This is a genomic window from Aeromonas sp. R7-5 (genome assembly GCF_040908015.1).
In the GTDB taxonomy this organism is placed as follows: Bacteria; Pseudomonadota; Gammaproteobacteria; order Enterobacterales; family Aeromonadaceae; genus Aeromonas; species Aeromonas caviae.
This window is the reverse complement of record NZ_JBFOCZ010000015.1, coordinates 90,755-116,195: the sequence shown is the minus strand read 5'-3', so window position 1 is coordinate 116,195 and position 25,441 is coordinate 90,755. Positions and strand designations below refer to the sequence as shown.

At 60.7% G+C, this 25,441-nt stretch carries 30 protein-coding genes; 13 read left to right on the top strand and 17 right to left on the bottom strand.

Annotation, left to right across the window (positions count from 1 at the left end; translation table 11 throughout):
* Positions 1 to 465: 465 nt before the first annotated feature.
* Positions 466 to 783 carry a PTS system regulator TmaR gene (gene tmaR / locus AB5Y53_RS05995; protein ID WP_010672687.1) on the top strand — a complete coding sequence of 106 codons (318 nt, stop codon included), beginning with the start codon at positions 466 to 468 and terminating at the stop codon, positions 781 to 783.
* Positions 784 to 996: 213 nt separating this feature from the next.
* Positions 997 to 4,080, top strand: coding sequence for a transglycosylase domain-containing protein (locus AB5Y53_RS05990; RefSeq protein WP_368181328.1), 3,084 nt, complete (start codon positions 997 to 999; stop codon positions 4,078 to 4,080).
* Positions 4,081 to 4,166: 86 nt separating this feature from the next.
* Here the strand turns inward: AB5Y53_RS05990 and yjgA are convergent, their stop codons facing one another.
* Positions 4,167 to 4,691, bottom strand: a complete 525-nt coding sequence (yjgA, locus tag AB5Y53_RS05985; protein ID WP_010672689.1) for a ribosome biogenesis factor YjgA — start codon at positions 4,689 to 4,691, stop codon at positions 4,167 to 4,169.
* 114 nt (positions 4,692 to 4,805) lie between these two features.
* Between yjgA and pmbA the strand changes: the two genes are divergently transcribed.
* Positions 4,806 to 6,149, top strand: coding sequence for a metalloprotease PmbA (gene pmbA / locus AB5Y53_RS05980; protein WP_039039813.1), 1,344 nt, complete (start codon positions 4,806 to 4,808; stop codon positions 6,147 to 6,149).
* A 92-nt stretch (positions 6,150 to 6,241) separates the two neighbouring features.
* Here the strand turns inward: pmbA and murA are convergent, their stop codons facing one another.
* Genes murA through mlaF form a run of 7 tightly spaced genes read right to left on the bottom strand, consistent with a single transcriptional unit; the run spans position 6,242 to position 10,763 of the window.
* Complete coding sequence (gene murA / locus AB5Y53_RS05975; protein ID WP_103259442.1) at positions 6,242 to 7,498, bottom strand: UDP-N-acetylglucosamine 1-carboxyvinyltransferase; 1,257 nt, start codon at positions 7,496 to 7,498, stop codon at positions 6,242 to 6,244.
* Positions 7,499 to 7,517: 19 nt separating this feature from the next.
* Complete coding sequence (ibaG, locus tag AB5Y53_RS05970; RefSeq protein WP_010675882.1) at positions 7,518 to 7,775, bottom strand: BolA family iron metabolism protein IbaG; 258 nt, start codon at positions 7,773 to 7,775, stop codon at positions 7,518 to 7,520.
* Positions 7,775 to 8,047, bottom strand: a complete 273-nt coding sequence (locus tag AB5Y53_RS05965; RefSeq protein ID WP_010675881.1) for a lipid asymmetry maintenance protein MlaB — start codon at positions 8,045 to 8,047, stop codon at positions 7,775 to 7,777. Before AB5Y53_RS05965 ends, ibaG begins: the two co-directional genes overlap by 1 nt.
* Positions 8,044 to 8,676: a phospholipid-binding protein MlaC gene (mlaC, locus tag AB5Y53_RS05960; RefSeq protein ID WP_039040470.1), complete on the bottom strand. Its 633-nt coding sequence runs from the start codon at positions 8,674 to 8,676 to the stop codon at positions 8,044 to 8,046. The genes AB5Y53_RS05965 and mlaC overlap by 4 nt, the downstream gene beginning before the upstream one ends.
* Positions 8,677 to 8,678: 2 nt before the next feature.
* Entirely contained in the window at positions 8,679 to 9,176 is a 498-nt protein-coding gene (gene mlaD, locus AB5Y53_RS05955) for an outer membrane lipid asymmetry maintenance protein MlaD (RefSeq protein WP_368181326.1), read from the bottom strand.
* A gap of 7 nt (positions 9,177 to 9,183) precedes the next feature.
* Positions 9,184 to 9,963 carry a lipid asymmetry maintenance ABC transporter permease subunit MlaE gene (gene mlaE / locus AB5Y53_RS05950; protein WP_010675878.1) on the bottom strand — a complete coding sequence of 260 codons (780 nt, stop codon included), beginning with the start codon at positions 9,961 to 9,963 and terminating at the stop codon, positions 9,184 to 9,186.
* A complete protein-coding gene (gene mlaF / locus AB5Y53_RS05945; protein ID WP_029314846.1) occupies positions 9,963 to 10,763 on the bottom strand; it encodes a phospholipid ABC transporter ATP-binding protein MlaF in 801 nt (266 codons plus the stop codon). The genes mlaE and mlaF overlap by 1 nt, the downstream gene beginning before the upstream one ends.
* Positions 10,764 to 10,969: 206 nt before the next feature.
* On the opposite strand from mlaF, the gene AB5Y53_RS05940 reads away from it, so the two are divergent.
* The 10 genes from AB5Y53_RS05940 (at position 10,970) to npr (ending at position 17,782) form a co-directional block, all read left to right on the top strand.
* Complete coding sequence (locus AB5Y53_RS05940; protein WP_029314845.1) at positions 10,970 to 11,965, top strand: KpsF/GutQ family sugar-phosphate isomerase; 996 nt, start codon at positions 10,970 to 10,972, stop codon at positions 11,963 to 11,965.
* A complete protein-coding gene (kdsC, locus tag AB5Y53_RS05935; RefSeq protein ID WP_368181325.1) occupies positions 11,965 to 12,519 on the top strand; it encodes a 3-deoxy-manno-octulosonate-8-phosphatase KdsC in 555 nt (184 codons plus the stop codon). The genes AB5Y53_RS05940 and kdsC overlap by 1 nt, the downstream gene beginning before the upstream one ends.
* Positions 12,516 to 13,076 (top strand): LPS export ABC transporter periplasmic protein LptC, encoded by a 561-nt coding sequence (lptC, locus tag AB5Y53_RS05930; RefSeq protein WP_039040473.1) that lies wholly within the window; start codon positions 12,516 to 12,518, stop codon positions 13,074 to 13,076. Before kdsC ends, lptC begins: the two co-directional genes overlap by 4 nt.
* The gene (lptA, locus tag AB5Y53_RS05925; protein ID WP_010675873.1) at positions 13,063 to 13,581 is read left to right on the top strand and encodes a lipopolysaccharide transport periplasmic protein LptA; all 519 of its coding nucleotides are present in this window, start codon (positions 13,063 to 13,065) and stop codon (positions 13,579 to 13,581) included. The genes lptC and lptA overlap by 14 nt, the downstream gene beginning before the upstream one ends.
* A 12-nt stretch (positions 13,582 to 13,593) precedes the next feature.
* The gene (gene lptB / locus AB5Y53_RS05920) at positions 13,594 to 14,319 is read left to right on the top strand and encodes an LPS export ABC transporter ATP-binding protein (RefSeq protein ID WP_368181324.1); all 726 of its coding nucleotides are present in this window, start codon (positions 13,594 to 13,596) and stop codon (positions 14,317 to 14,319) included.
* Between the two features lie 66 nt (positions 14,320 to 14,385).
* Complete coding sequence (locus tag AB5Y53_RS05915) at positions 14,386 to 15,825, top strand: RNA polymerase factor sigma-54 (protein ID WP_039040474.1); 1,440 nt, start codon at positions 14,386 to 14,388, stop codon at positions 15,823 to 15,825.
* A gap of 20 nt (positions 15,826 to 15,845) precedes the next feature.
* Positions 15,846 to 16,133: a ribosome hibernation promoting factor gene (gene hpf, locus AB5Y53_RS05910; RefSeq protein WP_005305957.1), complete on the top strand. Its 288-nt coding sequence runs from the start codon at positions 15,846 to 15,848 to the stop codon at positions 16,131 to 16,133.
* 2 nt (positions 16,134 to 16,135) lie between these two features.
* Complete coding sequence (ptsN, locus tag AB5Y53_RS05905) at positions 16,136 to 16,582, top strand: PTS IIA-like nitrogen regulatory protein PtsN (protein WP_010675870.1); 447 nt, start codon at positions 16,136 to 16,138, stop codon at positions 16,580 to 16,582.
* A gap of 40 nt (positions 16,583 to 16,622) precedes the next feature.
* Entirely contained in the window at positions 16,623 to 17,489 is an 867-nt protein-coding gene (gene rapZ / locus AB5Y53_RS05900) for an RNase adapter RapZ (RefSeq protein WP_010675869.1), read from the top strand.
* A gap of 20 nt (positions 17,490 to 17,509) precedes the next feature.
* Positions 17,510 to 17,782, top strand: coding sequence for a PTS phosphocarrier protein NPr (npr, locus tag AB5Y53_RS05895; RefSeq protein ID WP_010675868.1), 273 nt, complete (start codon positions 17,510 to 17,512; stop codon positions 17,780 to 17,782).
* Positions 17,783 to 17,797: 15 nt separating this feature from the next.
* On the opposite strand, the gene AB5Y53_RS05890 is transcribed toward npr, so the two are convergent.
* The 9 genes from AB5Y53_RS05890 to AB5Y53_RS05850 form a co-directional block, all read right to left on the bottom strand.
* Positions 17,798 to 19,702 carry a transcription antiterminator gene (locus AB5Y53_RS05890; protein WP_368181322.1) on the bottom strand — a complete coding sequence of 635 codons (1,905 nt, stop codon included), beginning with the start codon at positions 19,700 to 19,702 and terminating at the stop codon, positions 17,798 to 17,800.
* 103 nt (positions 19,703 to 19,805) lie between these two features.
* Positions 19,806 to 20,546: a KDGP aldolase family protein gene (locus AB5Y53_RS05885; RefSeq protein WP_368181320.1), complete on the bottom strand. Its 741-nt coding sequence runs from the start codon at positions 20,544 to 20,546 to the stop codon at positions 19,806 to 19,808.
* Positions 20,546 to 21,661, bottom strand: a complete 1,116-nt coding sequence (locus tag AB5Y53_RS05880; protein WP_368181318.1) for a DgaE family pyridoxal phosphate-dependent ammonia lyase — start codon at positions 21,659 to 21,661, stop codon at positions 20,546 to 20,548. Before AB5Y53_RS05880 ends, AB5Y53_RS05885 begins: the two co-directional genes overlap by 1 nt.
* Positions 21,645 to 22,784, bottom strand: a complete 1,140-nt coding sequence (locus AB5Y53_RS05875) for an amidohydrolase/deacetylase family metallohydrolase (protein WP_368181317.1) — start codon at positions 22,782 to 22,784, stop codon at positions 21,645 to 21,647. Before AB5Y53_RS05875 ends, AB5Y53_RS05880 begins: the two co-directional genes overlap by 17 nt.
* Before the next feature lie 142 nt (positions 22,785 to 22,926).
* Positions 22,927 to 23,577 (bottom strand): DUF4310 family protein, encoded by a 651-nt coding sequence (locus tag AB5Y53_RS05870; protein WP_041211843.1) that lies wholly within the window; start codon positions 23,575 to 23,577, stop codon positions 22,927 to 22,929.
* Between the two features lie 11 nt (positions 23,578 to 23,588).
* A complete protein-coding gene (locus AB5Y53_RS05865; protein WP_010675862.1) occupies positions 23,589 to 24,365 on the bottom strand; it encodes a DUF4311 domain-containing protein in 777 nt (258 codons plus the stop codon).
* A gap of 25 nt (positions 24,366 to 24,390) precedes the next feature.
* Positions 24,391 to 24,687: a DUF4312 family protein gene (locus AB5Y53_RS05860; protein ID WP_041211841.1), complete on the bottom strand. Its 297-nt coding sequence runs from the start codon at positions 24,685 to 24,687 to the stop codon at positions 24,391 to 24,393.
* Positions 24,687 to 25,052 carry an SFCGS family glycine-rich protein gene (locus tag AB5Y53_RS05855; protein WP_010675860.1) on the bottom strand — a complete coding sequence of 122 codons (366 nt, stop codon included), beginning with the start codon at positions 25,050 to 25,052 and terminating at the stop codon, positions 24,687 to 24,689. The genes AB5Y53_RS05860 and AB5Y53_RS05855 overlap by 1 nt, the downstream gene beginning before the upstream one ends.
* Positions 25,053 to 25,415 (bottom strand): transcriptional regulator, encoded by a 363-nt coding sequence (locus AB5Y53_RS05850; protein ID WP_010675859.1) that lies wholly within the window; start codon positions 25,413 to 25,415, stop codon positions 25,053 to 25,055.
* Positions 25,416 to 25,441: the final 26 nt, after the last annotated feature.

Genomic DNA, 25,441 nt, shown 5'->3' with positions numbered 1-25,441 from the left:
ACCTGACCCCATGCCGAACTCAGAAGTGAAACGCTGTAGCGCCGATGGTAGTGTGGCATTCGCCATGCGAGAGTAGGACACTGCCAGGCACCCAACACGAAAAACCCCGCTCACTCGAGCGGGGTTTTTTATTGCCAGAAATTCAGCCCTCACTGGAGGGCAAGCGGGCACTATAGTGCTGTTCGTCGTTCACGTTCACTTGTTGCCCGTACCGGAAAAGTTGCGCCTGCTCTGGTCACATTGACCCCACATGTTGGCTCTCTCCGTTTTCATCATTTTTAGCGTAATACCCCAGTCGGGGCCGTTCTGTTTAAACCCGCCGCTAGCGCTGCGATTGGGGTTGTATCTGCATCATAACTCGGTAGAGTAAGGGGCATTCCGGGTTTGCCCGTGCCATGGTTTCGGTTTTTTTCTGGTATGGGACTCTCCGCCTGTTTTCATTCACCTTCACTCAGTGGTACCGATATGGAACAAGTAAACAAGTCAACCTTCAACGATGTGCTGGAATATGTGCGTATGTCCCGTCGTCAGAACAAGCTCAAGCGTGAAATTGCGGACAACGAGAAAAAGATCCGTGACAACCAGAAGCGGGTACTGTTGCTCGACAACCTGAGTGACTATATCAAGCCCGGCATGAGCATTGACGAGGTTCAGGCCATCATCGCCAACATGCGGACCGATTATGAAGAGCGCGTAGATGACCATATCATCAAAAATGCCGAGCTTTCCAAGGAGCGCAAGGAGCTGAGTACCAAGCTGAAGAGTATGAGCACCAGCAAGTAATACCGCCCCGCTCTCGTCAACACCGGCCTCTGGCCGGTGTTTCATTTTCATGCCGCAGCTCGGATCTCTTGCCGCGTTGCAACAATCGGCTCCCATTTTCACAATCGCCCTGTTAACATCGCTGCAAAGCGGTCAATAGATTTCAAGCCCTTGACTTGAAACGACTAAGCTTGATTGAAAGACAATAAATTGCGCAACCATGGTGGGGCTGATATGGGCGCATCAAAACAGACGGATTCAAATAAAGTGGCATCTCAGGATTCATCCGTACCTAATACGGACGGGCAACAACAGCGTAAACGCCGACCCTGGTGGCGCTGGTTGTTCTGTTTTATCTTTTTGCTTTGCCTGGCTGCCGCGATCGCCCTGGTGGGTTATGAAATGAAGACCTCCCGACTGCAGTCACAGGAGATCTCCCGCTATGCGGCCACCCTGACCTATCAGATCGAACCCGGCCCCAGCAAGCAAATTGCCTTCCCCGACGACGGCCCGTTCGACAAGCGACTCGGTTATGTGCTGATGCCCATGATCCAGGAACGTCTCGTTCAGCGTGGCTACCAGGTGAGCGAACAGGTCCGTTTTTCCGATGCGCTCTACAACTACGCCAGCCACGGTTTCTTCGTGCCTTATACCGAGAAGGTCCAGGCAGGATTGACACTCTATGACTGCCGTGCCGAGCCTTTCTACCAGTACAAGTATCCGACTCATTACTATCCGGATTTCAATGCCATACCGCCCTTGGTCATCCAGTCTCTGCTGTTTATCGAGAACCGTGAACTCCTGAGCAACAAGGAACCGCTGGCCAACCCGGCCGTAGACTGGCCGCGCTTTGCCAAGGCGGCGCTGTCTCAGGTGGGCAAGGCGCTGGATATGCAGGATCAATCTGCTGGCGGTAGCACCCTGGCGACCCAGGTGGAGAAGTATCGTCATTCTCCCGATGGACTGACCGTTTCGCCGACCGAGAAGATCCGCCAGATGGTCTCGGCCAGCGTTCGTGCCTATCGGCTGGGGCCCGAGACCCTGGAGGCCCGCAAGCTGGTTGCCTGGGCCTACCTCAACTCGGTCCCGCTCTCTGCGGCGCCCGGTTATGGCGAGGTGCACGGTCTCGGTGATGGCCTCTGGGTCTGGTTTGGCGCCAATGTCGATGAGGTGAATCGACTGCTGGATCCCGCTCGCAACCAGGATTCTACCCTGGCCGAGCAGGGCCTTGCCTTGCGCCAGGTTGTCTCCCTGATGATCGCCCACCGCCGTCCTTCCTATTACCTGGCGCAGGGTAGAGAAGCACTGTCGACACTGACAGACAGCTATCTGCGACTCTTCGTGCAGGAGGGAATGATCACGCCCCCCCTGATGGAGTCGGCTCTCAAGGCCAAGCTGGTCTTCCGCGATTTCCTGCAGGCACCTGCCATCACTCGAGTCAACAACAACAAGGGACTGCAGGTGGCTCGCACTCGTCTCAGTCGTCAGCTCGGGGTGCAGCTTTATGATCTGGACCGCATGGATCTGACGGCCAACACCACCCTCAACATGCCGCTGCAGAACGAGGTGTCACGGTATCTGCAGCAACTGGCAGACCCTGCATTCGCAGTCCAGGTGGGCCTGTTTGGTGAGCGCCTGCTCTCGCCGGAGAAGACGGGTGATGTGAAGTACAGCTTTACCCTGTTCGAGAAGACGCCGGAAGGGGTCAAGGTGAGGGTGCAGACCGACAACACGGACCAGCCGTTCGACATCAATGAGGGCAGCAAGCTTGAACTGGGATCCACCGCCAAGTTGCGGGTGCTGACGACCTATCTCGAGATTGTCACCGAGTTGCATGACAGCTACGGCAACATGCCGGTGGAGAGCCTGCGAAAGATCGAAGTGTCCGATCAGGACAACATCAGCCGCTGGGCCATCGCCTATCTGATGAGTGCCAAGGACAGAAGCCTGCCGGTGATGCTGGAGGCCGCACTGGACCGCAAGTATTCCGCGAGCCCCTATGAAGGCTTCTTTACCGGCGGTGGCATGCACACCTTCAACAACTTCCGCAAGGAAGACAACGGTCGCATCCCGCCCATTCGCGATGCGCTGCGGGAATCCATCAACCTGCCCTTCGTGCGCTTGATGCGGGACATCGTCCGCTACAGCCTCTACAAGGAGGGAAATCGTGCCCAGTTGTTGAAAGATGACAGGGATCCTCGCCGTACCGAGTACCTGGCCAAGTTTGCTGACAAAGAGGGCCAGACCTATCTGCTGAGGTTCTGGCGCAAATATCGTGGCAAGAGTGCAGAAGAGCAGCTCGATACCTTCCTCGATGGTCTCAAACCCAGCGCGGTGCGTCTCGCCGCCGTGCATCGCTATCTGATGCCGGAAGCCTCCCAGGCCGACTTTGCCGCTTTCCTGGCCAAGCGCCTGCCGCGGGAGAAATTGACCGAGAAGCGCATAGAGCAGCTCTATACCAATTACGGCCCTGGCAAATATTCTCTGCCGGATCAAGGTTATATCGCACGGGTGCATCCACTTGAGCTGTGGTTGCTTGCCTATCTCAAGGAGTTTGACAAGGCCACCTTTACCGATGCGGTAACCGCCAGCCGTGACGAGCGTCAGGAGGTCTACAGCTGGCTGTTCAAGACCCGTCATCGCAGTGCCCGGGATAGCCGGATCCGCACCATGCTGGAGGTTGAGGCCTTCCTCGACATCCATCAGCGCTGGGCTCGCCTGGGCTACCCGTTCGATCACCTGGTTCCGTCCCTGGCGACCGCACTGGGCAGCTCGGGCGATCGTCCTGCAGCGTTGGCCGAGCTGATGGGGATTATCCAGAACGGCGGCATTCGTGCGCCGACCCTGCGCATCGAGCACCTCTCCTTTGCCAAGGGGACCCCCTTCGCCACCGTCTTTGAGCCGGCGAACACCCAGGGGGAACGGGTGATGCCTGCCGAGGTGGCCAACGCCTTGCGCAATGCACTCTCCAAGGTGGTGGAAGGGGGGACGGCGCGGCGCATCGCCGGGGCCTTCGCCTTGCAGGATGGTACTGTCCTGGCCCTGGGGGGCAAGACGGGGACCGGGGACAACCGGATCGAGACGGTCGGTCGCTACGGTAATGTGACCAGTTCACTGGCTCGCAACCGGACTGCGACTTTCGTCTTCTACATCGGGGATGATCACTTCGGCACGCTGACGGCTTATGTGCCCGGCAGCCAGTCCGACAAGTTCCGCTTCACATCGGCGCTACCTGTACAGGTGCTCAAGGGGATGGCCCCCCTGCTGGTCCCCTATCTGCAACCCGCTACTCACACCCAGTGCATGGCGGGCAGCTGAGCGGAAATCGTATGAAAAAACGGGGCCATTTCGGCCCCGTTTGATTGTGTACTGCACGCCGCCATGAGGCGGACGTGAGTCATCACTTACAACAGATCTTCAATTTCACCGCGCAGGTACTGGTACATCTCGCGATAGGCTACCGGCGGCTTGTTCAGCTCCCGCTCCTTGTTGGCGGTGCGGATCAGCTGACGCAGCTTCTGGCGATCCAGCTCGTGGAACTGGGACATCAGCTCGTTGAGGGCGCTGTCGCCTTCGGTGATCAGCCGCTCGCGCCACTGTTCGAGGCGGTGCAGGCGGGCGTTCACGGTGGAGTGACGCATCTTGATGATGGAGAGGGCCTCTTCGATGGGGGCCACATCGCGGCTACGCATCAGACGGCCGATGAACTGGAGATGGCGACGGAAGGACTCATCCTTCTTCGGCTTGAGCTTGCGACCCAGCTCGACCGCTTCGGCGAGCTCTTCATCCAGGGGGATCTTCTCCAGCTCGCTGTGACTCAGGGAGACGATCTCTTCCCCCATCTTCTGCAAGGCCTCGGCATCACGCTTGAGCTGGCTCTTGCTGGGGCCCCAGTCTTCCCACTCGTTGTCGTCTTGATATTGACTCATCGGTCTCTGTATTCCTGTCATTCACGTTTGGCGGATATGTTACCAGCTTCTCCCGCTGGGCGCAGGGGTCTGATATGCTTAGCCCCTTTCCTTCCCTTCATACAGATGTGAGTTATGGACCAGCAAGATCAAATCCGCCAGGATCAATCCCATCTCGAGGCCGTGGTCGCCGAGGCCCTTGAGATAGCGAAAGGGCTGGGCGCCGGGCTTGCCGAAGTCTCCATCAGCAAACAGACAGGCCTCTCGGTGAACACCCGGGGTTGCGAGCTGGAAAGCATCGAATTCAACAAGGATGGCGCACTCGGTATCGCCGTCTATCGCGACGGATGCAAGGGGTCCTCCTCCACCACGGATCTGACCAAGCCGGCCATTCGCGCCGCCGTGGAAGCGGCCATGGAGATCGCCCGCCACACCTCTCCCGATGACTGCGCCGGTCTTGCGGATGCGGATCTGCTGGCCTGGGATGCCCCGGACCTGCAACTGTGCCACCAAATCGAGCTGGATCCCCAGCGTGGTATCGCGCTGGCCATCGAGTGCGAGCGGCTGGCCCTGGGGCGGGATGCCCGCATCAAGCACTCCGACGGAGCCAGTTTCTCCAGCCACCTGGGTGTCAAGGTCTATGGCAACAGCCACGGCTTCGTCAAAGGCTATGCAGCGTCCCGCAACTCCCTGAGCTGCGTACTGATCGGCGAGCAGGATGGCGACATGCAGCGCGACTACGGCTACTCCTCCAGCCGCTCCCTGGACGGGCTGTGGAGCCCCCAACGTATCGCTGACGAGGCGGTGGAGCGCACTGTTTCCCGCCTGGGGGCTCGCAAGATCAGCACCCGCCATGCCCCTGTGCTGTTCCACCCCGATACCGCTGCCGGTCTGTGGGGCCATCTGGTGATGGCCATCAGTGGGGGGAACCTCTATCGCAAGTCGAGCTTCCTGCTGGACAAACTGGGCAAGCAGATCCTGCCCGAGTGGCTCACCATCCAGGAGTTCCCCCACTTGCCGGGAGGACTTGCCAGCACCCCGTTCGACGGGGAAGGGGTTCGCACCCGCGACATGGACATCGTCCGCAGCGGCGAGCTGATGAGCTGGCTGCTCACCTCCTACTCCGCCCGCAAACTGGGCCTGACCACCACGGGCCACGCCGGGGGCATCCATAACTGGCAGGTCTCCAATACCGGCCAGGACTTCCAGGGCATGCTCAAAGAGATGGGCACCGGGCTGCTGGTGACCGAGCTGATGGGGCAGGGGGTCAACATCGTCAATGGTGATTACTCCCGCGGCGCAGCCGGTTTCTGGGTTGAAAATGGCGAGATCCTCTATCCGGTGGAGGAGATCACCATTGCAGGCAATCTGGCCGACATGTTCAGCCATATCGTGGCGGTGGGCAGTGATGAGGATGAGCGTTCCAGTCTCAAGACCGGCTCCGTACTGGTCGAGCAGATGAAACTGGCGGGGCACTGATCCCCCTCCGTCCGATCTGGTACACGGCCATGAAAAAGGCCCCCTCGCCTGGCGAGGGGGCCTTTTTATCGTCGGCTCATGGTGAAGCCAGCTTATTCCTTGATGCGCTCGATGCGACCACCCAGGCCTTGCAGCTTGTGCTCGATGTCTTCGTAGCCACGGTCGATGTGATAGATGCGATCGACGATGGTGGCCCCTTCGGCCACGAAGCCGGCCAGCACCAGGCTGGCGGAGGCGCGCAGATCGGTCGCCATCACCTGGGCACCCTTGAGCTGCTGGGTGTCGCGGCAGATGGCCACATTGCCCTGCAGTTCGATGTCGGCACCCATCCGTACCAGCTCGGGCACGTGCATGAAGCGGTTCTCGAAGATGGTCTCGGTGACCATGCCGGTGCCCTGGGCGACCGCGTTCAGCACGGTGAACTGTGCCTGCATGTCGGTCGGGAACGCCGGGTAGGGGGCGGTCTTGATGGTGACAGGTTTCAGGGTGCGACCTGTCATGTCGAGGGTGATCCAGTCGTTACCCTTTTCAATCAGGGCGCCAGCCTCTTCCAGTTTGACCAGTACGGCTTCCAGCAGGCTGGGGTCGGTGTTGCGGCAGGTGATCTTGCCACCGGTCACGGCGGCGCCTACCAGGAAGGTGCCGGTCTCGATGCGATCGGGCTGCACGCTGTAGCTGCCACCGTGCAGACGTTCTACGCCGTCGATGGTCAGGGTATCGGTGCCGGCGCCCTGAATGTTAGCTCCGAGCGCGTTGAGGAAGTTGGCCAGATCGACCACCTCCGGCTCACGGGCGGCGTTTTCGATCACGGTGCGACCGTCAGCCAGGGTGGCGGCCATCATCAGGTTCTCGGTACCGGTCACGGAAACCATGTCCATCAGGATGTGGGCACCTTTCAGGCGGCCGTCGACGCGGGCTTTGATGTAACCCTCTTCGATGACGATCTTCGCGCCCATCAGCTCCAGGCCGTGGACATGCAGGTTGACCGGGCGGGCACCGATGGCACAGCCGCCGGGCAGGGAGACGTCTGCTGCACCGAAGCGGGCTGCCAGCGGGCCCAGGGCCAGGATGGAGGCTCGCATGGTCTTCACCAGCTCGTAGGGGGCGACATGATTGTTTACCGCGCCGGTCAGCACGGTCACGTTGCCGTTGACCTTGGTGGTGGCGCCCAGCATCTCCAGCAGCTTGAGGGTGGTACCCACGTCTTTCAGGCGCGGTACGTTGGAGAGTTGAACCTCTTCGTCACACAGCAGGGTGGCAAACAGGATGGGCAGGGCGGCATTCTTGGCGCCGGAGATGGTCACTTCACCGGAGAGGGTGCAGGGGCCGGTGATCTTGAATTTGTCCATGGTTTACTTCTTTACCAAATCAGGAGGGCAGCTGGAATTTACGCTCGCGTTTCCACTCGGCGTCGGTATAGGCCTTGATGGAGAGAGCGTGGATCTCGTTGGTGGCGATCTTGTCCATCAGCGGGGCATAGATGGCCTGTTGTTTCTTGACCCGGCTCATGCCGTCAAACATGTCGCCGACGGCGATCACCTGGTAGTGACTGCCGTCCCCTTTGACATGGACTTCGGACAATGGCAAAGCCTCGAGGAGTATCGCTTCAATTTCAGAGACTTGCATTATGAGTCCTCAGTTGTGAGCGGGGTTGAATGAAAGAGGCTGGCCACCCCGTAGAGGTTGGCCAGCGTATGGAAATCGTTGGAGGCACCCACCAGTGTCGGAGTGGCACCCCGTGCCAGTGCCGCCTTGGCCCACTTGACCAGCAGGGCAAGGCCGGCGGAATCCAGGGTAGTGACTGCACCGAGTTCGAGCCGGTCGTCCTGCCACCAGTCGGCGCGGCGTTGCCACAGATCGTTGACCTGCGGGGCCTGCAAGTCACCGCTCAGGATCATGACTTGATCACCAGCGGCTTGGCGTTGTGTTCACGCAGTTGGGCTATCACCGCATCGATGCCGTTCTGGCGAATGAGGCCGCCCAGCTCGTTCTGCTTGGCAGAGAGCAGGCTGATCCCTTCGGCAACCATGTCGAAGGCTTTCCACTCGCCGGTCTTGTTGTTCTTGCGCAGCTTGAACTCGAGGAAGATGTCCGGCTTGCCGGCCTCTTTCACGCTGACGTTGACGGCGGTGATGTTGCTCTCGGCGGCTTTACCGGGCTGGACCTTGACGGTCTGCTTGTCAAAGTGTGCCAAGGCGTCGGCGTAGGAGCTCACCATGTACTCGGTGAAGACGTCGACAAAGGCGTCACGCTGGGCAGGGGTCGTCTGTTTGATCTGGTTGCCGAGCACCTTGTAGGCGGCGAAGCGGTTGTCCACGTAGGGCAGCAGCTCCTCGCGGATGATGACGCGCAGGTGATCGGGGTTGCTCTTCACCTGGGCCTGATCGGCTTTCAGGCGGGCAAAGGTCTGCTGAGCGGCCTGATCCACGAGGGCATAGGGGTCCGAAGTATTGACATCCGCACGGGCGACGAGGGAGAACAGCATGCTGGTCATAAGACCCAGCATCAGGGCGATCTTCTTGAACATGGTTACTCCTTGGTTGCGGGTGTGTTGGCCGGGGAGGACTGGCTGTAGAGGAACTTGCCAATCAGGTCTTCCAGCACGATGGCGGACTTGGTGTCTTCGATCATGTCGCCATCCTTGAGCATGTTGGTGCCCATCTCCTCATCGCTGAACCCCGGTGCCAGACCGATGTACTGCTCACCGAGCAGGCCAGAAGTCAGGATGGAGAGGGTGCTGGTCTCGGAGAACTCGCCGGCACTCTTCTGCATCTGCAGGGAAACAATGGGGACCTGGCTCTTGGGATCCAGGGTGATGTCGCTGACACGACCGACGACGACGCCGCCGACCTTGACCGGCGAGCGTACTTTCAGGCCGCCGATATTATCGAAATGGGCGCGCAGGGTATAGGTTTCTCCTTCCGGTTTGAAACTCAATCCCGCCACTTGCAGTGCCAATGCCAGAATGGCCGCGATGCCAGCCAGCATGAAGGCGCCAACCAGAAATTCTACTTTGCTGAACTTCATCTTTCCCTTATCCAAACATGACTGCGGTGAGTATAAAATCCAGACCGAGCACGGCCAGGGATGAGTGAACCACGGTACGGGTCGTCGCCTGACTGATCCCGGCCGAGGTCGGTTTGGCATCATAGCCGTTGAAGAGCGCTATCCAGGTCACCACCAGGGCGAAGATCAGGCTCTTGATGGCGCCCTGCATGATGTCGTCCTGCCAGTCGACGGAGGCCTGCATGGCGGACCAGAAACTGCCTTCGTCCACCCCCAGCCAGTCGACACCAACCAGCTTGCCGCCAAAGATGCCGATCAGGCTGAACATGAAGGCCAGCAGCGGCATGCTGATGACCCCGGCCCAGAAGCGGGGCGCCACGACCCGACGCAGCGGATCGACCGCCATCATCTCCAGGCTGGAGAGCTGCTCGGTGGCCTTCATCAGGCCGATCTCGGCGGTGAGGGCGGAGCCTGCACGACCGGCGAACAACAGGGCTGTGACCACAGGGCCCAGCTCACGGAGCAGGGAGAGGGAAACCAGAGGCCCCAGGCTCTGCTCTGCGCCGAAATCCTTCAATACGTTGTAACCCTGCAGGGAGAGCACCATGCCGATGAAGAGGCCGGACACCAGTATGATGGCGACGGATTGCACTCCCACCACATACAGTTGCTGCACCAGTAGCGGGAAGTGCTTGCGTGGCTGGGGTCGTCCTGCCAGTGCATGAAACAGCATGATGGTTGCCCGGCCGACGGCGTTGATGAAACGCACACCGCTGCGGCCCAGCTTGCTTATCTGACTTGTCAACATCACAGATCCTGTAGCAGGTCGCCTGCCGGAAAATGAAACGGAACAGGACCGTCGGGCAATCCCTTGAGGAACTGCTCGACTTCGGGATTGTGCTCCTCGCGCAGCTGCTCCGGTGTGCCGTGTGCCACTACCTTGCGGTTGGCGATGATGTAGGCGTAGTCGGCGATGCTCAGCACCTCCTTCACGTCGTGGGTGACGATGACGGAGGTGATGCCGAGGGCATCGTTGAGCTCCTTGATGAGCTTCACCAGCACCGCCATGGTGATGGGGTCCTGCCCCACGAAGGGCTCGTCATACATGATGAGATCCGGATCCAGCGCGATGGATCTCGCCAGGGCCGCGCGACGCGCCATGCCACCGGAGAGCTCGGACGGCATCAGCTTGGCCGCCCCGCGCAGACCGACAGCCTGCAGTTTCATCATGACGATGGTGCGGATCAGCTCTTCCGGCAGGCCGGAGTGCTCCCGCAGCGGGAAGGCCACGTTGTCGAAGACGGTCATGCCGGTGAACAATGCGCCACTCTGGAACAGCATGCTCATCCGTTTCCGCACTTCATACAGGCGCGAACGGGAGAGCGTGGGAACGTCTTCCCCGTCAAACAGGATGTGACCGGACTCAGGCTTGAGCTGGCCCCCGATCAGGCGCAGCAAGGTGGTCTTGCCGATCCCGCTCGGACCCATGACGGCGGTGACCTTGCCACGGGGAATGGTCAGGTTGATCCTGTCGTACAGCAGCCGATCCCCGTGACTGAAGGTCAGGTCGGAGATGGTGATCAGGTCATCGTTCAAACAATTGTCCATCCGGTATAAATGAAGAGCGAATTTTATGGGCTAGTCTAGGTCTAAGCAACAGCGAGGAACAACTATTGAGCGGGTTTCCCCCCCAAGTACGCGACAGTTTTATGTAACAACCTGCGTCAATGACCGCCCATTCCGCATCCGATTCGCTTATCTCGGCAGACTTTTTTATAATCCCGCAGCAAATTTCGGCCCGGAGCTGTGCCTTTATGTCTGTAAAGCCTGAAAAAGTGTCTGAATTGTTCGATTTCCGTCGCAGCGCCCGAGCGGTGCTGGACATAGAAAAACAAGCCATTGATGGACTCTACCAGTACCTTGACGAGGCGTTCGAGCGCGCCTGCGAGATGGTGCTGCGCTGTGGCGGCAAGATAGTGGTGACCGGCATGGGCAAGTCGGGTCATATCGGCAACAAGATTGCCGCGACCCTGGCCAGCACGGGAACGCCCGCCTTCTTCCTGCACCCGGGCGAGGCCAGCCACGGGGATCTCGGCATGATCTCAGCCGGGGATCTCATCATCGCCATTTCCAACTCCGGCGAGAGCGACGAGATCCTGGCCCTGCTGCCGGTGCTCAAGCGCCGCGGTATTCCACTCATCTGCATGACAGGCAATCCTGCTTCCACCATGGCGAAAGAGGCCAACGTGCACCTGTGCATCAAGGTGGAGAAAGAGGCCTGCCCCCTCGGTCTGGCCCCGACATCCAGCACTACCGCCACCCTGGTGATGGGGGACGCGCTGGCCGTGGCCCTGCTGGAGGCCCGTGGCTTCACCGCCGATGACTTTGCGCTGTCGCACCCGGGCGGGTCCCTCGGCAAGCGGTTGCTGCTGCGAGTGGGCGATCTGATGCACAGCGGCGAGCTGTTGCCCAAGGTGGGGATAGATGCCACCATCAGCCAGGCGCTGCTGGAAGTGAGCCGCAAGGGGCTCGGCATGACGGCGGTGGTGGACGATCAAGGGCTGCTTGCCGGTCTGTTCACCGATGGTGACCTGCGCCGCATTCTGGACCTGCAGGTGGACATCCATCACACCCCCATCAGCCGCGTCATGACGGTGAACTGTGTTACCGTAGGGCCTGAGATGATGGCGGCCGAGGCCGTCAAGCTGATGGAAACCAGGAAAATCAACGGGTTGTTGGTCGTGGATGGGGAGAGACACCCGCTGGGTGCCTTCAACATGCATGACCTGCTGAAAGCCGGAGTAATTTGATGCAAGACGTACCGACCCTCTATGGTCCGGTGACGCGCAGCCAGTACGAGAAGGCGGCGCAGATCCGCCTGCTGGTGTGCGATGTGGATGGGGTGCTCTCCAACGGCCTCATCTATATGGGCAATAACGGCGAAGAGCTGAAGACTTTCTGCACCCGTGACGGTGCCGGCATGCGTGCCCTGCTCAATGCGGGCATCGAGATTGCCATCATCACGGGGCGAAACTCCCGCATCGTCAGCGATCGCATGAAGAGTCTGGGAGTCCAGCACCTGGTGCAGGGGGCAGACAAAAAGCTGCCCCACTTCGAGGCCTTGCTGACCAAGCTCGGGCTGGATGCATCGCAAGCCGCCTATATGGGAGATGACACCATCGATCTGCCGGTGATGCAGGCTTGCGGCCTGGGTATCGCCGTTGCCGATGCCCATCCGCTTGTGCTGGCGAAGGCGGATCTGGTGACGCGGCTTGGCGGTGGCGTCGGGGCCGTGCGCGAGGTGTGCGACCTGATCTTGCAGGCCCAGGGATTGGCTGACTATCAACCCGAGGCGTCGCGATGAACAAACAGACTGTGCTGTTCGGCCTGCTGTTTCTGGCTGCGCTGGCGGCCTGGCAGCTGGGGGAGATCGAGCTGGTCCCCGAGCCGACCACCAAGACGGAAAATTTTCAACCGGACTTCACCGCCAGAGAGTTGGTGACGACCCGCTTCAACGAGCAGGGCAAGCGCACCGAGCGGCTGGAATCCGAATATGCGGAGTACTACCAGGTGCTCGAGCAGGCCACTTTCACCAAGCCGGTGGTCTACATGTTCGATGACAAGGGCGCGGCCGAATGGAAGCTGACGGCCGAAACCGGGGTGCTCAACACCGATGACAATGTGATCCTCCGTGACAAGGTGCATCTGGACGGTCTGCTGCCCGCTTCCTTCATCTCCACGCTGGATACCTCCTATCTGGAGCTGGATCTGGTGACGCAGGGGATGAGAAGCAACCAGCACATCAGCATCGTGGGCCAGGAGTTCCAGACCGAGGGCGTTGGCCTCAAGGGTCACCTGGAACGTAAATATTTCGAGTTACTGGATAAAGGCCATGCCACTTATTTCAATGAAAAACGTTAATCTGGCCCTCACGGCCCTGTTGCTGTGCGGTTCTCTGAATGCCAAAGAGTCCGACTTTGCCGAGAAGGTCTATGTGGATGCTGTCAAGCAGGTGGCCGAGATGCAGGACAACCGCATCACCTTCAGCGAGGATGTCATCATCACCCAGGGCACCATCAAGATTAAGGCCGACAAGGTGGTGGTGATCCGCTCCGGCGACAAGGGCGCCGAGGTCATGACCGCGTATGGCAACCCAGCCACTTTCTTCCAGGTGCTGGACAACGGCAAACCGGTCAATGCCCATGGCAACAGCATCCGCTACGAGCTTAAGAACCGGCTGGTGACCATCACCGGCAATGGCCAGCTCAAGCAGGAAGACAGCCAGGTGACCGGCGATCTCATTCGCTACGACATCGTCAAGCAGAAGATGATTGCCGAGAGCAAGGGGCCCACCCAGCGCGTCAAGACGGTGTTCCTGCCGGATCAGGTGGAGAACTTCGACAAACCCGCCGATCAGAAGAAGTAGGAAACAACAGCCATGGCAGTGTTAAAAGCAACGGGTCTGCAAAAGAGCTACAAGCGCCGCATGGTGGTCAGCGATGTGAGCCTCGAGGTGGGAACGGGCCAGATCGTGGGTCTGCTGGGTCCGAACGGCGCGGGCAAGACGACCTCCTTCTACATGATCGTGGGCCTGGTGCTGCGGGATGCCGGCCTCATCACCATCGACGAGCAGGACATCAGCCTGCAGCCCATGCATATCCGTGCCCGCAATGGCATCGGCTATCTGCCCCAGGAGGCCTCCATCTTCCGGCGCCTGTCGGTGTTCGACAACTTGATGGGGGTCATGCAGACCCGCAAGGGGTTGAGCCGCGAAGAGCGGGAGGATAAGGTCGAACAGTTGCTGGAAGAGTTCAATATCACCCATATCCGTGACAGCCTGGGCCAGAGCCTCTCGGGTGGGGAGCGGCGCCGGGTGGAAATCGCCCGGGCGCTGGCGGCAGAGCCGAGATTCATTCTGCTCGATGAGCCCTTCGCAGGTGTTGATCCTATTTCAGTCATCGATATCAAAAAGATCATCCAGCATCTGAAAGAACGCGGGTTGGGTGTGCTGATAACGGACCACAACGTCAGAGAGACGCTGGATGTGTGCGAGAAGGCCTACATCGTCAGCCACGGCAAGATGATTGCCGAGGGCGCGCCGGCCGATATCCTCGCCGATGAGCAGGTCAAGCGCGTCTATTTGGGCGATCAATTCAGTCTATAGTAAGGGGGCACCCCTCATTTTTTGTTAGGTGACTGCCTCGCTGAACATAAGGATATCCCGACGTAGATGAAGCCGACATTACAGTTGCGTCTCGGTCAGTCCCTGACCATGACGCCACAATTACAACAAGCGATTCGTCTGCTCCAGCTCTCCACCCTGGAACTCCAGCAGGAAATTCAGCAAGCGCTCGACAACAACCCCTTGCTGGAGCAAGAGGAGAACGAGGCGCAGGAAACCAGTCAGACAGAGACACAGGACGCCAGTCAACTCGACTCCAGCGATGCCATGGCCCAGGAGAGCATGCCGGATGAACTGCCGGTGGACACCACCTGGGACGAGGTCTACTCGGCCGGTACAGCTCAGAGTGCAGGCCCCATCCATGACGGGGAAGACAGCGTCTATCAGGGGGAGACCACCGAGAACCTGCAGGACTACCTGCTGTGGCAGATGCGGCTCACCCCGTTCAGTGATGTGGATGCTGCCATCGCGCTTGCCATCATCGATGCCATCGACGAATCCGGGTATCTGACTGCCACCCTCGAGGATATTCAGGCTGCAGTCAGCAGCGAGGAGGTAGAAGTCGAACTGGATGAGATCGAAGCCGTGCTCAAGCGGGTGCAGCATTTCGATCCGGTCGGCATCGCCGCCCGTTCGGTGCAAGAGTGTCTGCTGATCCAGCTCGGCCAGTATTCGCCGGACCTGCCCTGGCTCGACGAAGCCAGAGAGGTGATCCGCGAACACATGGACCTGCTCGGCAATCGCGACTACCGCACCCTGGCTCGCAAGACCCGCCTCAAGGAGAGCGATCTCAAGGAGGTGCTGGATCTCATCCAGCAACTGGAGCCCAGACCCGGCAACGGCATCATCCAGAGTGAATCCCAGTACGTGATCCCGGATGTGTCCGTGGTCAAGAAGGGCAGCAAGTGGGTGGTTGAACTCAATCCGGATTCTGCTCCGCGCATCCGTGTCAACGAGGCCTATGCGGCCATGGCGCGCAATGCCCGCAGCAGCACGGATACCCAGTTCATCCGTTCCCATTTGCAGGAGGCCAAGTGGTTCATCAAGAGCCTGGAGAGTCGTAACGACACCCTGCTCAAGGTGGCCAGCTGCATCGTCGAGCAGCAGCAGGGCTTTTTCGAGTACGGCGAAGAGGCCATGAAACCCATGGTACTCAACGACATCGCGGAAGCGGTGGAGATGCATGAGTCGACCATTTCACGGGTCACGACCCAGAAGTACATGCATACGCCCCGCGGCATTTTTGAACTGAAGTTTTTTTTCTCCAGTCACGTCAATACGGAGGGAGGAGGAGAGTGCTCATCGACCGCTATTCGCGCCCTGATCAAGAAGCTGGTGACGGCGGAAAACCCCGCCAAGCCGCTTAGTGATAGCAAGATCGCGGATTTGCTGGCCGAACAGGGTATTATGGTGGCGAGACGCACGATCGCAAAGTACCGTGAATCCTTGTTGATCCCGCCATCCAATCAGCGCAAACGCCTGGTTTAGGCAAACAAAAGGAAGACGTTATGCAAATTAACCTGACCGGACACCATGTCGAGATTACCGAAGCTCTGCGTGATTATGTGAACAACAAATTTGCCAAACTCGAGCGTCACTTTGACCATATCAACAACGTACACGTGGTGTTGAGCGTCGAAAAACTGAACCAGATCGCCGAAGCCAAGCTGCATGTCAGCGGGGGAGAGGTGTTCGCCAATTCGCAGCATGCCGACATGTATGCGGCGATTGATACCCTGCTGGATAAACTGGATCGGCAGATCATCAAGCACAAAGATAAGTTAAATCAAAAATAACTATGCAACTTGAACACATACTGAGTCGGGACTGCACCAAGAGTGCGGTCCCTTGTACCAGCAAGAAACGCGCGCTCGAGATCATCAGTGAACTGGCCGCAGAGCGCCTCGGCGCTTCCCGCCAGGTCCTGTTTGAAAGCCTGCTGGCGCGAGAAAAGATGGGCAGTACCGGGATCGGAGCCGGTATCGCCATCCCCCACGGCCGGATTGACGACGCCTTCGCGCCGACCGCCGTGTTGATGACCTTCTCCGAGCCCATCCCTTTCGATTCTATCGACAATCAACCGGTTGACCTGCTCTTTGCATTGCTGGTGCCGGAAAGCGAGTGCAAGCAGCACCTCAAGACTCTTTCCCTGATGGCATCCAAACTGGGTGACAAGGCCGTCTGCCGCCAGTTGCGCCAGGCGACCAGCGACGAAGAACTCTATCAGATCATGACGTCGGCCTGAGGCCGGGTCTGACACAGCCACGTTGGCGTGAGGGGACAAGATGCAGTTAATAGTAGTAAGCGGTCGTTCGGGCTCCGGCAAGACGGTGGCCTTGAGGGTGCTCGAGGATCTCGGGTACTACTGCGTGGACAACCTGCCGGTCAACCTGCTGCCCCAGTTGATCGTGTCGGTGGAGAGCCAGTATGACAAGCTGGCTGTCAGCATCGACGTGCGCAACCTGCCTGCCCAGGCAGACAGGCTGGAGAACCTGCTGAGCCAGGTGCGCAACGAGGGGCGAGTCAAGTTTTCGAGCTTCTTCTTCGATGCGGACAACGCGACCCTGCTCAAACGCTACGGTGAGAGCCGCCGTCTGCACCCTCTGTCCCGCAACAAGCTTTCGCTGGACGAGGCGATCCGGGAAGAGACCCACCTGCTGGCACCGCTCTCCTCGACCGCCGACCTGCGCATCGACACCACCAACCTCAGCATTCACGATCTCAGCGAGCTCATCAAAACCCGGGTGCTTGGCAAGAAAGAGAACGAGCTGGTGCTGGTGTTCGAGTCATTCGGTTTCAAGTACGGCATTCCCAAGGATGCGGACTTCGTGTTCGACGCCCGTTTCCTGCCCAACCCGCACTGGATCCCGGAGCTCAAGCCCTTCACCGGCAAGGATGAGCCCGTGGCCAACTACCTCTCCAGCCAGCCGGATGTCATGCTGTTCATCCAGCAGATCGAGAATATGCTGGGGACCTGGTTACCCCACCTGGAGCGCAACAATCGCAGCTATGTGACCGTCGGGATCGGCTGTACCGGCGGACAACACCGCTCGGTGTTCATCGCCGAGCGGCTGGCCAGCGCATTCCGGTTGCTTGGCAAGAACGTGCAGATCCGCCATCGCACGTTGGACAAGCGTTCAAACCCCGCCTGACAGATCCACAGGATGCTCAGATGACCGTTTCCGCCTCGGTAGAAGTCAAAAACAAGTTAGGCATTCACGCGCGACCGGCCATGATGCTGTTCGAGCTGGTGCAGGGGTTCGATGCCCACGTGTTGCTGCGCAACGAAGAGGGGGTCGAGGCCGACGCCGACAGCGTGATCGGCCTGCTGATGCTGGACTCCGCCCAGGGCAAACAGGTGGAGGTGCAGGTGGAGGGCCCCGAAGAGGTGGAGGCCCTGGCCGCCGTGGTGGCGCTGTTCACCTCGGGCTTCAATGAGGAGTAATACGCCTCGGCGTGCTCAAGGTGCGCTGCGAGCCAGCGCCTTGAAAGCGGCAAAATCCCGACAAGCCAGCAGACTTCTGCTGGCTTTTTCGTTCATCAGTGCCAGAAACAGATCATAAAGTCCCATGGCTTCCTCATAATCCGCCTTGGCGATGGCCAGCACGAAGATGAGGGTAGCGCTCTCGCCGTTGCCCCAGTCGATCCCCTGGGGGGCCTGCACGGTATAGACCAGGGTGCGGCGCGCCAGCAGGCCGAGGGAGTGGGGCAGAGCGATGCCGTCCCCCAGCATGGTTGAGACGATTCGCTCCCGCTCCTGCAAGGATCCCCGGAATCCGCTCTCCACCAGATCCTCCGCCTCAAGCTGGCTGCAGATGCGATCAAACAGCGCCCCCTGGCTGATGGGTTCATCAAGCATCATGAAGTGGTCGGCATCGAAATACTTGTCGAGCAGATAGGGACGGGTGCGATCGACGAGCACCAGCTTGCCGAGCTGCTCCAGCTGGTATTGGGTCGGGAAGGGGGAGACCTGTACCACGGGAGCATTCTTCTCGCTCACCTTGAGGGTGCTGATGACGAAATCCTGCTCGATCCGCGCAAGCCCTTCGTAATCCCGTACCGACTCCAGCGTGGTCAGCTGCAGTTGGGGGTATTCCCGCCGGATGCGTGCTTCCAGTACCCGGAAGGTGGCGTTGCCCGCATCGCACAGCAGCAGCGCCTGGGGGCGCCGGGTGTAACCGATGTCGTAGTGGCGCTCCAGGCCGACCCCGATGTGGATCACCAGGTAGCCGATCTCGTGGTGGGTCAACCGGTAGGGGGTCTGCCTGATCCACTCAGAGATGGCCGCCAGGGTGATGTCGTAGGCTAGGGGGTAATACTGCTTGATGTGGTCCGCCAGGGGATTGTGGCTGCCAATCTGGTATTTGACCCGCAGCAGCATGGCGCCGATGTGGGTCTGCAGGTCGGCTCGCAATTGCGGGTCGCCGCGCAGGTCATAGGGGTAGTGCTGGTGGATGTAACCCAGCAGGTGCGCAGTCAGCTGCTCGCTCTCGGCCGCCATGGCCGGGCTGAGCAGGGGCGTCTCTGCAGTGAGGCGAGCCTGGATCTGGATGGCGAGACAGGCGATCTCTTCCTGCCCCGGTGAAGTCAGGGTCGGCAGCTCGGCATAGATGTCGCGGGCCACCACTGCCAGGGGCGGGGTGATGTCGTCGCTGGCAAACTGGCGCAACTCGTGGCCAGACGCCTGGCGAAGCAGGGCGACGGCACAGTAGACGGTGACTTGCTGCAGGCTCTCGTCGGCCAGGCGCAGCTGATGGCGACCGAGTTGCTCGTGAATGTGGTTGCCCACTACCTCCAGCGTCTTGCTGGGGCAGAGGGTGGGCAACAGGCTCTGGAGCGGATGCTGGTGCAGCAGCTCCTGGCAGAGCAGTTGGGTGAGGCAGGCGCGGATCGCCATCTCGCTTCCCGCAATGCGCATCCCCACTCTGGGTTTGCTGTCGATGGTGAGCCCGAAGTGGGCGAGCCGCTCCCGCACCTCCGTCATGTCCCCTTGCAAAGCCGCCCGGCTGAGATACCAGGTGTCCGCCAGCTCGTCGAGCTTGATCCCCTGTTCCGCCGTCAGCAGCAAGACCTGGAGGTGCAGCACCCGCTCGCGGCTGGTGCGAGGCAGGGGGCTCTCCTGCCCTTGGGCGGCCAGCAGCGCATCGAACAGTCCCTGATTGTAGATCTTGAGCTGGTAGCCGCTGCCCCGCTGATGGATCAGGTGGGCGCCCCGGGTGGCAATGAGCTCGTTCAGGGTCGCCACGTCGGTACGCACCGTGCGGGTGGAAACATTGAGACGGCGGGCCAGCTCCTCCTGTGGCAGAGGCTCGGCGTGAAGCAGGGCGAGCAGTTGCTGGAGTCTGGGGTGGGGCAGCTTGGTCATGAGGGGGTGAGGACTCCTGTCGCGGATGGTAGGTCGATGTTAACAAGGGGGTCATTAACAAGCCAGGCACCGCCCAGTGATCGGACCGGTGCCTGTGGGGTTGCTATGCCAGCAGTGCCTTCACCATGGCGAGGAGGGTACGCACATCCTCCGGCCGGGTCTGGCCGCTCTCGCTGTCGATGATGGAGCTGTAGACATGGGGGATCACCTTCTCGACTCCTGCCTCCAGCGCGATCCGCACTATCTCCTCGAAGTTCTCAAGATCGATGCCGCCGGTGGGCTCCAGCCAGAAGCCGTGGCGGGCACAGGCCTCGGCCACTGCCTGATACTCGGCGCGGCAGGCGAGTCCCCCCATGGGGAAGAATTTGACCGAGCTGCCCCCCATGTCCTTGAGCAGGGCAATGGCGGTATCGATGGGTACTATGCCATCGGGCTGCTGACTACTGAGGGGGCCGGTGGAGATCTTCACCATGCCGGGGGTGCCGGTGGGGGAGACAAGGCCATTGACGAGGGTGTCAGCTTGACCGAGCTGCGTCCGGCTGGCCCCGACCCCGGTGAACACCTGATTGACATGCTGAGGCTGCAACTGGCGGGCCAGCTCGGCCACCATGGCGGACTGGCGCGGATCACCTGCTCCCAGCCCTATGGAGAGGGCGTTGTCGATAAGCTTGGCGTAGGCCTGCATGTCGGCGACGGCAGAGGGAATGTCCGGGTAGTTCTTGGAGAGCACGCCGACCAGCACATGACCCTCGGCTGCCTCATAAATGTCGACGGCATTCTCTTTGGAACCTGCCAGCACGTTGAGGCAGACCCGATCGCGGTAGTAATTGGGGGTAAGAGACATCAGTTGTTCTCCTGAACGAGGTGGGCAATGGCGGAGTGGATCTGGTCGAGCTGGGGCAGGGTGACGCTGCGCACGTCTATCTCGATGTGCCCCTCGTTGGCCTTGTAGCCGCGGCAGTAGATGGCGGGGGTACCCTGTTGCAGACGGGAGACCACTTCCACCGTGGTCATGCCGATCTGCTGGTGGTCGAAGGCGATGTCGGTACGGGCGATGTCGCGCCCCGCGCTGTCCCACACCACCTTGGCGGTGACGCCGGGCAGCTGGTTGAGGTGCTCGATGAAGGGGGTCATCTTGGCAACCATGGCGGCGCCGCTCTCCTTCTCTTTGGCCAGGTAGCGCTCGATGGCGTGGGTCAGGCCGAGGATCCCCTCCTTGCCCACCTTCATGGCACGGCCGATGCCGCCAGCCTGCTGCTTGACCCACTCCACATACTGACGTCTGCCGAGTACCAGGCCGCTGGTGGGCCCTTCGATGGCCTTGGCGCCGCTGTAGATGACCAGATCCGCACCCTGGTTGTAGTAGAGACGCAGATCCTCTTCGGCCGCTGCATCGACGATGAGCGGGATCCCGTGGGCCTTGGCCACCTCGGCCGCCTCGGTCACCGACAGAATGCTCTTCTGTACGCAGTGGTGGGACTTGATGTAGAGGATGGCGGCGGTATTGGCATGGATGGCGGCGGCCAGTTGGGCGGGTGAGCACTCGTTGGCGTAGCCTGCCTCCACCACCCTGCCGCCCCCCAGGTTGACCATGGTGCCGACGGGGGCACCAAAGTTCACGTTGTGGCCCTTGGGCAGCACGATGTCGCTCGGCACGTCGTGGGCATGAGCATGCAACTGCTCGAGGCGATAGGGGTCGCCGCGCACGATCACGGCGGCCACCGACTGGGCGATGCCGGCGCTGGCGCAGGAGACCACAACCGCATCTTCAACGCCCAGCAGTTCGGCCAGGTAGGCACCGGTCTTGTTGACCAGATCCTTCACCTCGAAGTAGTGGCCGAGGCCGAAGTTGACCGCGTCGACCACCTCCTGCTCGGGAGTGGATACGCCGAGGATGGTCATGCGCCCGGAGGCGTTGATCACCGGTTTGAGCCGGTATTTCTCATACACAGAAGACATGGTGTGATTTCCCGTAGTGAGTCAGAACCAGTTCGCCGCCTACCAAGGCGGCGAGAGGGAGCAGTTGCCGGTCACCGCTGCGGGCGCCGGCCTCGGTATCGGTAAAGAGAGTGGGGCCGCAGCTCACCTCGAACAGGGTGATGTCTGCATCGGCGCCCATCTCGAGTCGCCCCTTGCCAGGCAGGCGCAGGGCATCGGCGGCCTGGTGAGTGACGCAGGCGAGCACCTGCTCCAGGGTCATGCCGATGGCGAAGAACTTCGACATCACGTGGGCAAGGCTGTAGACGGGCCCCTTGATGCGGTTCTTGCAGTAGATGTCTGAACTGATGGTGTGGGGCAGGATCCCCTGGGCAATGGCCAGCTCTGCCACCTCGAAGCTGAAGCTGGCACCGCCATGGCCGATGTCGAGCAAGAGTCCCCGCCGCATCGCCTCGCGCACCGCCTGGCGCAGTTCACCCGCCGGGGTCAGGATGCGGTTGGGCTTGCCGTTGAAGCAGTGGGTCAGCAGATCGCCCTCCCCCAGCAGGGCGACGATCTCGTCCAGATCCGGCGGCGTGTTGCCCACGTGCACCATCAGTGGCAGGTTGCCATTGGCCTGCTGGATCTGCTTGGCCATGCGCAGGGGTTGCAGACCGCTTTCACCCACCACGCTGCCGCTCATGCGCGCCTTGATGCCGACGATGAAGTCGGGATGGCGCCGGATGGCCGCCTGGGCGAGGGCGGGATCTATGTCTGCCGGATCCGCCAGCTCGTTCTGGCGCAGCAGGCCGATGCGGGAGATGTTGAGCAGGGCGTGCACCCGGGTCTTGCAGGTGGCGGCGAGACGCTGGAAGTCGTCCACGTCGTCGGCCCCGGTACTGCCGGCGTCGATGACGGTGGTGACACCGGACGCCACCCCCACCTTGTCCGGCTCATCGTGATAGAGGGGGGAGGCGGGGTAGCAGTGGGTGTGGCCGTCAATCCAGCCGGCGCTCACATGGACCTGCCCGCCCAGAGTGAGGGTTTGCTTCGCCTCCAAGCTTTCTGGCAGCGAACCCAGCGCCGCTATCTTGCCATGCTTGATGGCGACGTCGACGAGCTGCCCGTTTCCCAGGCGTCCCGCCCTGATGATCATGTCGTACATGCTGATATCCCTCTTGGAACCTGCTTGCGCTCTTACTGCGAGGCCGCTTCCAAGGCTCATGTGTTGCTCTTCACCTTGCTGACGACCTCTCGCGACAGAGCGCAAACGGGTTCTTGAATGCCGCCCAAGAGACGGCCTTGGATTAAGCCAGGGCGATGGGGAAGAAGGTCCCGAACAGCATGGCCCCCAGAATGGCGCCACCCGTGATGGGCTTCTCCCAGATGTAAAACAGCAGGGCACCCAGCAGGGAGCCTATCCCGATGGGAATGGAGGCGCCCATGGCGGAGAGGATGATGAGGGGACCGAGGAAGCGGCCCGAGCTGTTGCCAGCCCCCATCATGACGTCTGCGCCGTAGGTGGAGTTGCTCTGGTTGATGGTGAACTTGCGCGCCAGGATGATCACGTAGCCGATGGCCATCCCAATCCCCATGCCGGTGATCAGGGAAGCGGTGAAATTTTCCACCGGATAGACGATGCCGGCCCCCAGCAGCAGGGCGGGCACTCCGAGGCCGACTCCGGTCTGGATGGCGCCGCCGATGTCGAGGATCCCCACCAGGGAGCCCTCGATGATGCGGGCGAACAGGAAGCTGGCACCGAAGGCGGCGACTGCACCATAGGCCCCCGTGTCCATGCCGGCCTTGAGCATGGCAACGAAGGCCACCTCGTTGAAAGCGCCGACCCCGTAGAGGTAGAACATGTGGGTACCGGCGAAGACGCCGGAAGAGAGCAGGCCGACAAAGATGGGGAAGGACCAGTCGGCATACCAGAAGTTGTTTCTCAGTTTCTCATCCATGGTGTGCTTCCTTATTTTCCGCTCATGAGGTTGTGGACGTTTTCCAGCCACAAGGGAACGCCCAGGTGGAAGGATTCAATGAGTTTCATGTCAAAGCCGCGGAAGAAGCCGCTCAGCACGAACAGCAGGACGATGGCACTCATCATCACCTTGGTGACGTGGTTCCAGCCGCTCTCTTCCACCCCCTTGCCGATCAGGATGCCAAGCACCAGGCCTGGTACCGCGTTGCCCATGATGAGCTGGGCCAGACCGCCGAAGATGGTGGCCCAGAAGCCGGACTTCTTGCCTGCCTCGATGGCGGCCAGCCAGAAGATCACCGGCATGACGGTGTTGACCAGCAGGTTGGCGGCGGGCACCAGCACCTTGACCGCGGTCACCTGCAGGGCGGCAGGTACGGCGGCGGCCGTGCTGTTGAGGAAGGCGACTACGATGGCACCAATGATGCCGCAGGCGATGGCCATCTTTTTGGGATCATGGAGGGTGGTGGCGAGATCCCGGTTCTTGATCATCAGGGCCGCTGCACCCCAGTTCGGCAGGATGCGGTGATCCACGTCCTGAGTGAAGGCGCCGGCCGCGACCGTGGAGGCCCAGGCGTTGAAGAAGAAGCCCAGACCGAACGAGAAGTGGGAGGCGGGGTCCCCTTCGCAGGAGTTGAGCTCGCCCAGGGTACGGAACGCGCCCATCCCCTGCACGGTCGGGGCGTGGAACATCCGCGCCGCGCCAGCACCCACCCCGACGCCTACCAGGCCGCCGATGATGAGTGACTTCATCAAAATGATTAGAAACATCCAACTTGTCCTTTTGGTTGTGGGGTCAGGCCCGGGTGAAATCCACCTTGTCGACATCCAGGCTGGTGACCTTGACGGTGATCGCCAGCCGGACCCGGAACTCGTGGCGCTGGCGTGGCAGGAAGAAGAACAGGAACTTCTCCACCCGTACCGACTCCTCGGCCTCGAGCACCTCGACCTCGAGGGGTTCGATGCGCAGCATCACCTTGGGGCTCTCCTTGAGCAGGCTGGGTTGCACCTGGCTGAGGGCGGCGGCGAACGCCTGCTGGCGAGTCGCCCCCTTGCCGTTGACCGTGATCCGGGTGGTGAAGTGCTCTTTCATCAGGCGCGTCCGTGTTTCTTGGCGAAGGCTTCGATCAGCTTCTGGCCCAGCTCTTCCTTGTCCATGAAGCCGAAGCCCAGTACCACGCACCCCTCGTTGATGGCGGTGACACCCTCTTCGATGGATCGCATGCCGTAGCGGCACTTGTAGCCGTACTTGGTCTGGGCCGTGATTGCGCCCGCGCCACCGCTGCCGCAGAAGGAGATGCCAAGGTCGGCCTGCTCCTTGTTCATCACATCACCGAGTTTCATGTCGGCGGCCATGCCGGGGATGACGGTCACGGTGGCGCCGGCGGCTTCTGCGCCTGCTCCCACTTTCTGACCCTTGCCGAGACGATCTCCAATCACGAGTTTGATGGCAGTCATTTAGCTTTCTCCTTTTACTGAGCTGAGTTCGTTTTCTTTGGCCACTTCAAAATGGACGGACAAGAGGTGCGCCTCCTCGTAGGCGAGGCGGTCGAGCCAGGCGACGACCTGCTCTGCCAGGCGCAGGGAGAGGGGGGAGATCTCCTCGAACAGGCTGAGGTCGACCTCCGGCAGGGATTCCCCGCTGTAGGAGCGCCACACCATGGCCTTGACGTGGGAGGCCAGCATCTGTTGCTGCACGTCGTTGGGGCGTATGCCCTGATCCGCCAGCAGGTTATGAATGCGGGCCAGGGTCAGGTCGGTCTTGCGCAGCAGTGCCGGGCTGTCCGGGGTCAGGGGGGCGTCATGGGTGTCGGTGTTCAAGGTCTGCTCTCCAGGCTGGCAGAAAG

What these genes read in the sequence shown, in the direction of transcription:
- tmaR (WP_010672687.1), top strand. Translation starts at nt 466, where the DNA reads ATGGAACAAGTAAACAAGTCAACCTTCAACGATGTGCTGGAATATGTG.
- AB5Y53_RS05990 (WP_368181328.1), top strand. Translation starts at nt 997, where the DNA reads ATGGGCGCATCAAAACAGACGGATTCAAATAAAGTGGCATCTCAGGAT.
- yjgA (WP_010672689.1), bottom strand. Translation starts at nt 4,691, where the DNA reads ATGAGTCAATATCAAGACGACAACGAGTGGGAAGACTGGGGCCCCAGC.
- pmbA (WP_039039813.1), top strand. Translation starts at nt 4,806, where the DNA reads ATGGACCAGCAAGATCAAATCCGCCAGGATCAATCCCATCTCGAGGCC.
- murA (WP_103259442.1), bottom strand. Translation starts at nt 7,498, where the DNA reads ATGGACAAATTCAAGATCACCGGCCCCTGCACCCTCTCCGGTGAAGTG.
- ibaG (WP_010675882.1), bottom strand. Translation starts at nt 7,775, where the DNA reads ATGCAAGTCTCTGAAATTGAAGCGATACTCCTCGAGGCTTTGCCATTG.
- AB5Y53_RS05965 (WP_010675881.1), bottom strand. Translation starts at nt 8,047, where the DNA reads ATGATCCTGAGCGGTGACTTGCAGGCCCCGCAGGTCAACGATCTGTGG.
- mlaC (WP_039040470.1), bottom strand. Translation starts at nt 8,676, where the DNA reads ATGTTCAAGAAGATCGCCCTGATGCTGGGTCTTATGACCAGCATGCTG.
- mlaD (WP_368181326.1), bottom strand. Translation starts at nt 9,176, where the DNA reads ATGAAGTTCAGCAAAGTAGAATTTCTGGTTGGCGCCTTCATGCTGGCT.
- mlaE (WP_010675878.1), bottom strand. Translation starts at nt 9,963, where the DNA reads ATGTTGACAAGTCAGATAAGCAAGCTGGGCCGCAGCGGTGTGCGTTTC.
- mlaF (WP_029314846.1), bottom strand. Translation starts at nt 10,763, where the DNA reads ATGGACAATTGTTTGAACGATGACCTGATCACCATCTCCGACCTGACC.
- AB5Y53_RS05940 (WP_029314845.1), top strand. Translation starts at nt 10,970, where the DNA reads ATGTCTGTAAAGCCTGAAAAAGTGTCTGAATTGTTCGATTTCCGTCGC.
- kdsC (WP_368181325.1), top strand. Translation starts at nt 11,965, where the DNA reads ATGCAAGACGTACCGACCCTCTATGGTCCGGTGACGCGCAGCCAGTAC.
- lptC (WP_039040473.1), top strand. Translation starts at nt 12,516, where the DNA reads ATGAACAAACAGACTGTGCTGTTCGGCCTGCTGTTTCTGGCTGCGCTG.
- lptA (WP_010675873.1), top strand. Translation starts at nt 13,063, where the DNA reads ATGAAAAACGTTAATCTGGCCCTCACGGCCCTGTTGCTGTGCGGTTCT.
- lptB (WP_368181324.1), top strand. Translation starts at nt 13,594, where the DNA reads ATGGCAGTGTTAAAAGCAACGGGTCTGCAAAAGAGCTACAAGCGCCGC.
- AB5Y53_RS05915 (WP_039040474.1), top strand. Translation starts at nt 14,386, where the DNA reads ATGAAGCCGACATTACAGTTGCGTCTCGGTCAGTCCCTGACCATGACG.
- hpf (WP_005305957.1), top strand. Translation starts at nt 15,846, where the DNA reads ATGCAAATTAACCTGACCGGACACCATGTCGAGATTACCGAAGCTCTG.
- ptsN (WP_010675870.1), top strand. Translation starts at nt 16,136, where the DNA reads ATGCAACTTGAACACATACTGAGTCGGGACTGCACCAAGAGTGCGGTC.
- rapZ (WP_010675869.1), top strand. Translation starts at nt 16,623, where the DNA reads ATGCAGTTAATAGTAGTAAGCGGTCGTTCGGGCTCCGGCAAGACGGTG.
- npr (WP_010675868.1), top strand. Translation starts at nt 17,510, where the DNA reads ATGACCGTTTCCGCCTCGGTAGAAGTCAAAAACAAGTTAGGCATTCAC.
- AB5Y53_RS05890 (WP_368181322.1), bottom strand. Translation starts at nt 19,702, where the DNA reads ATGACCAAGCTGCCCCACCCCAGACTCCAGCAACTGCTCGCCCTGCTT.
- AB5Y53_RS05885 (WP_368181320.1), bottom strand. Translation starts at nt 20,546, where the DNA reads ATGTCTCTTACCCCCAATTACTACCGCGATCGGGTCTGCCTCAACGTG.
- AB5Y53_RS05880 (WP_368181318.1), bottom strand. Translation starts at nt 21,661, where the DNA reads ATGTCTTCTGTGTATGAGAAATACCGGCTCAAACCGGTGATCAACGCC.
- AB5Y53_RS05875 (WP_368181317.1), bottom strand. Translation starts at nt 22,784, where the DNA reads ATGTACGACATGATCATCAGGGCGGGACGCCTGGGAAACGGGCAGCTC.
- AB5Y53_RS05870 (WP_041211843.1), bottom strand. Translation starts at nt 23,577, where the DNA reads ATGGATGAGAAACTGAGAAACAACTTCTGGTATGCCGACTGGTCCTTC.
- AB5Y53_RS05865 (WP_010675862.1), bottom strand. Translation starts at nt 24,365, where the DNA reads ATGTTTCTAATCATTTTGATGAAGTCACTCATCATCGGCGGCCTGGTA.
- AB5Y53_RS05860 (WP_041211841.1), bottom strand. Translation starts at nt 24,687, where the DNA reads ATGAAAGAGCACTTCACCACCCGGATCACGGTCAACGGCAAGGGGGCG.
- AB5Y53_RS05855 (WP_010675860.1), bottom strand. Translation starts at nt 25,052, where the DNA reads ATGACTGCCATCAAACTCGTGATTGGAGATCGTCTCGGCAAGGGTCAG.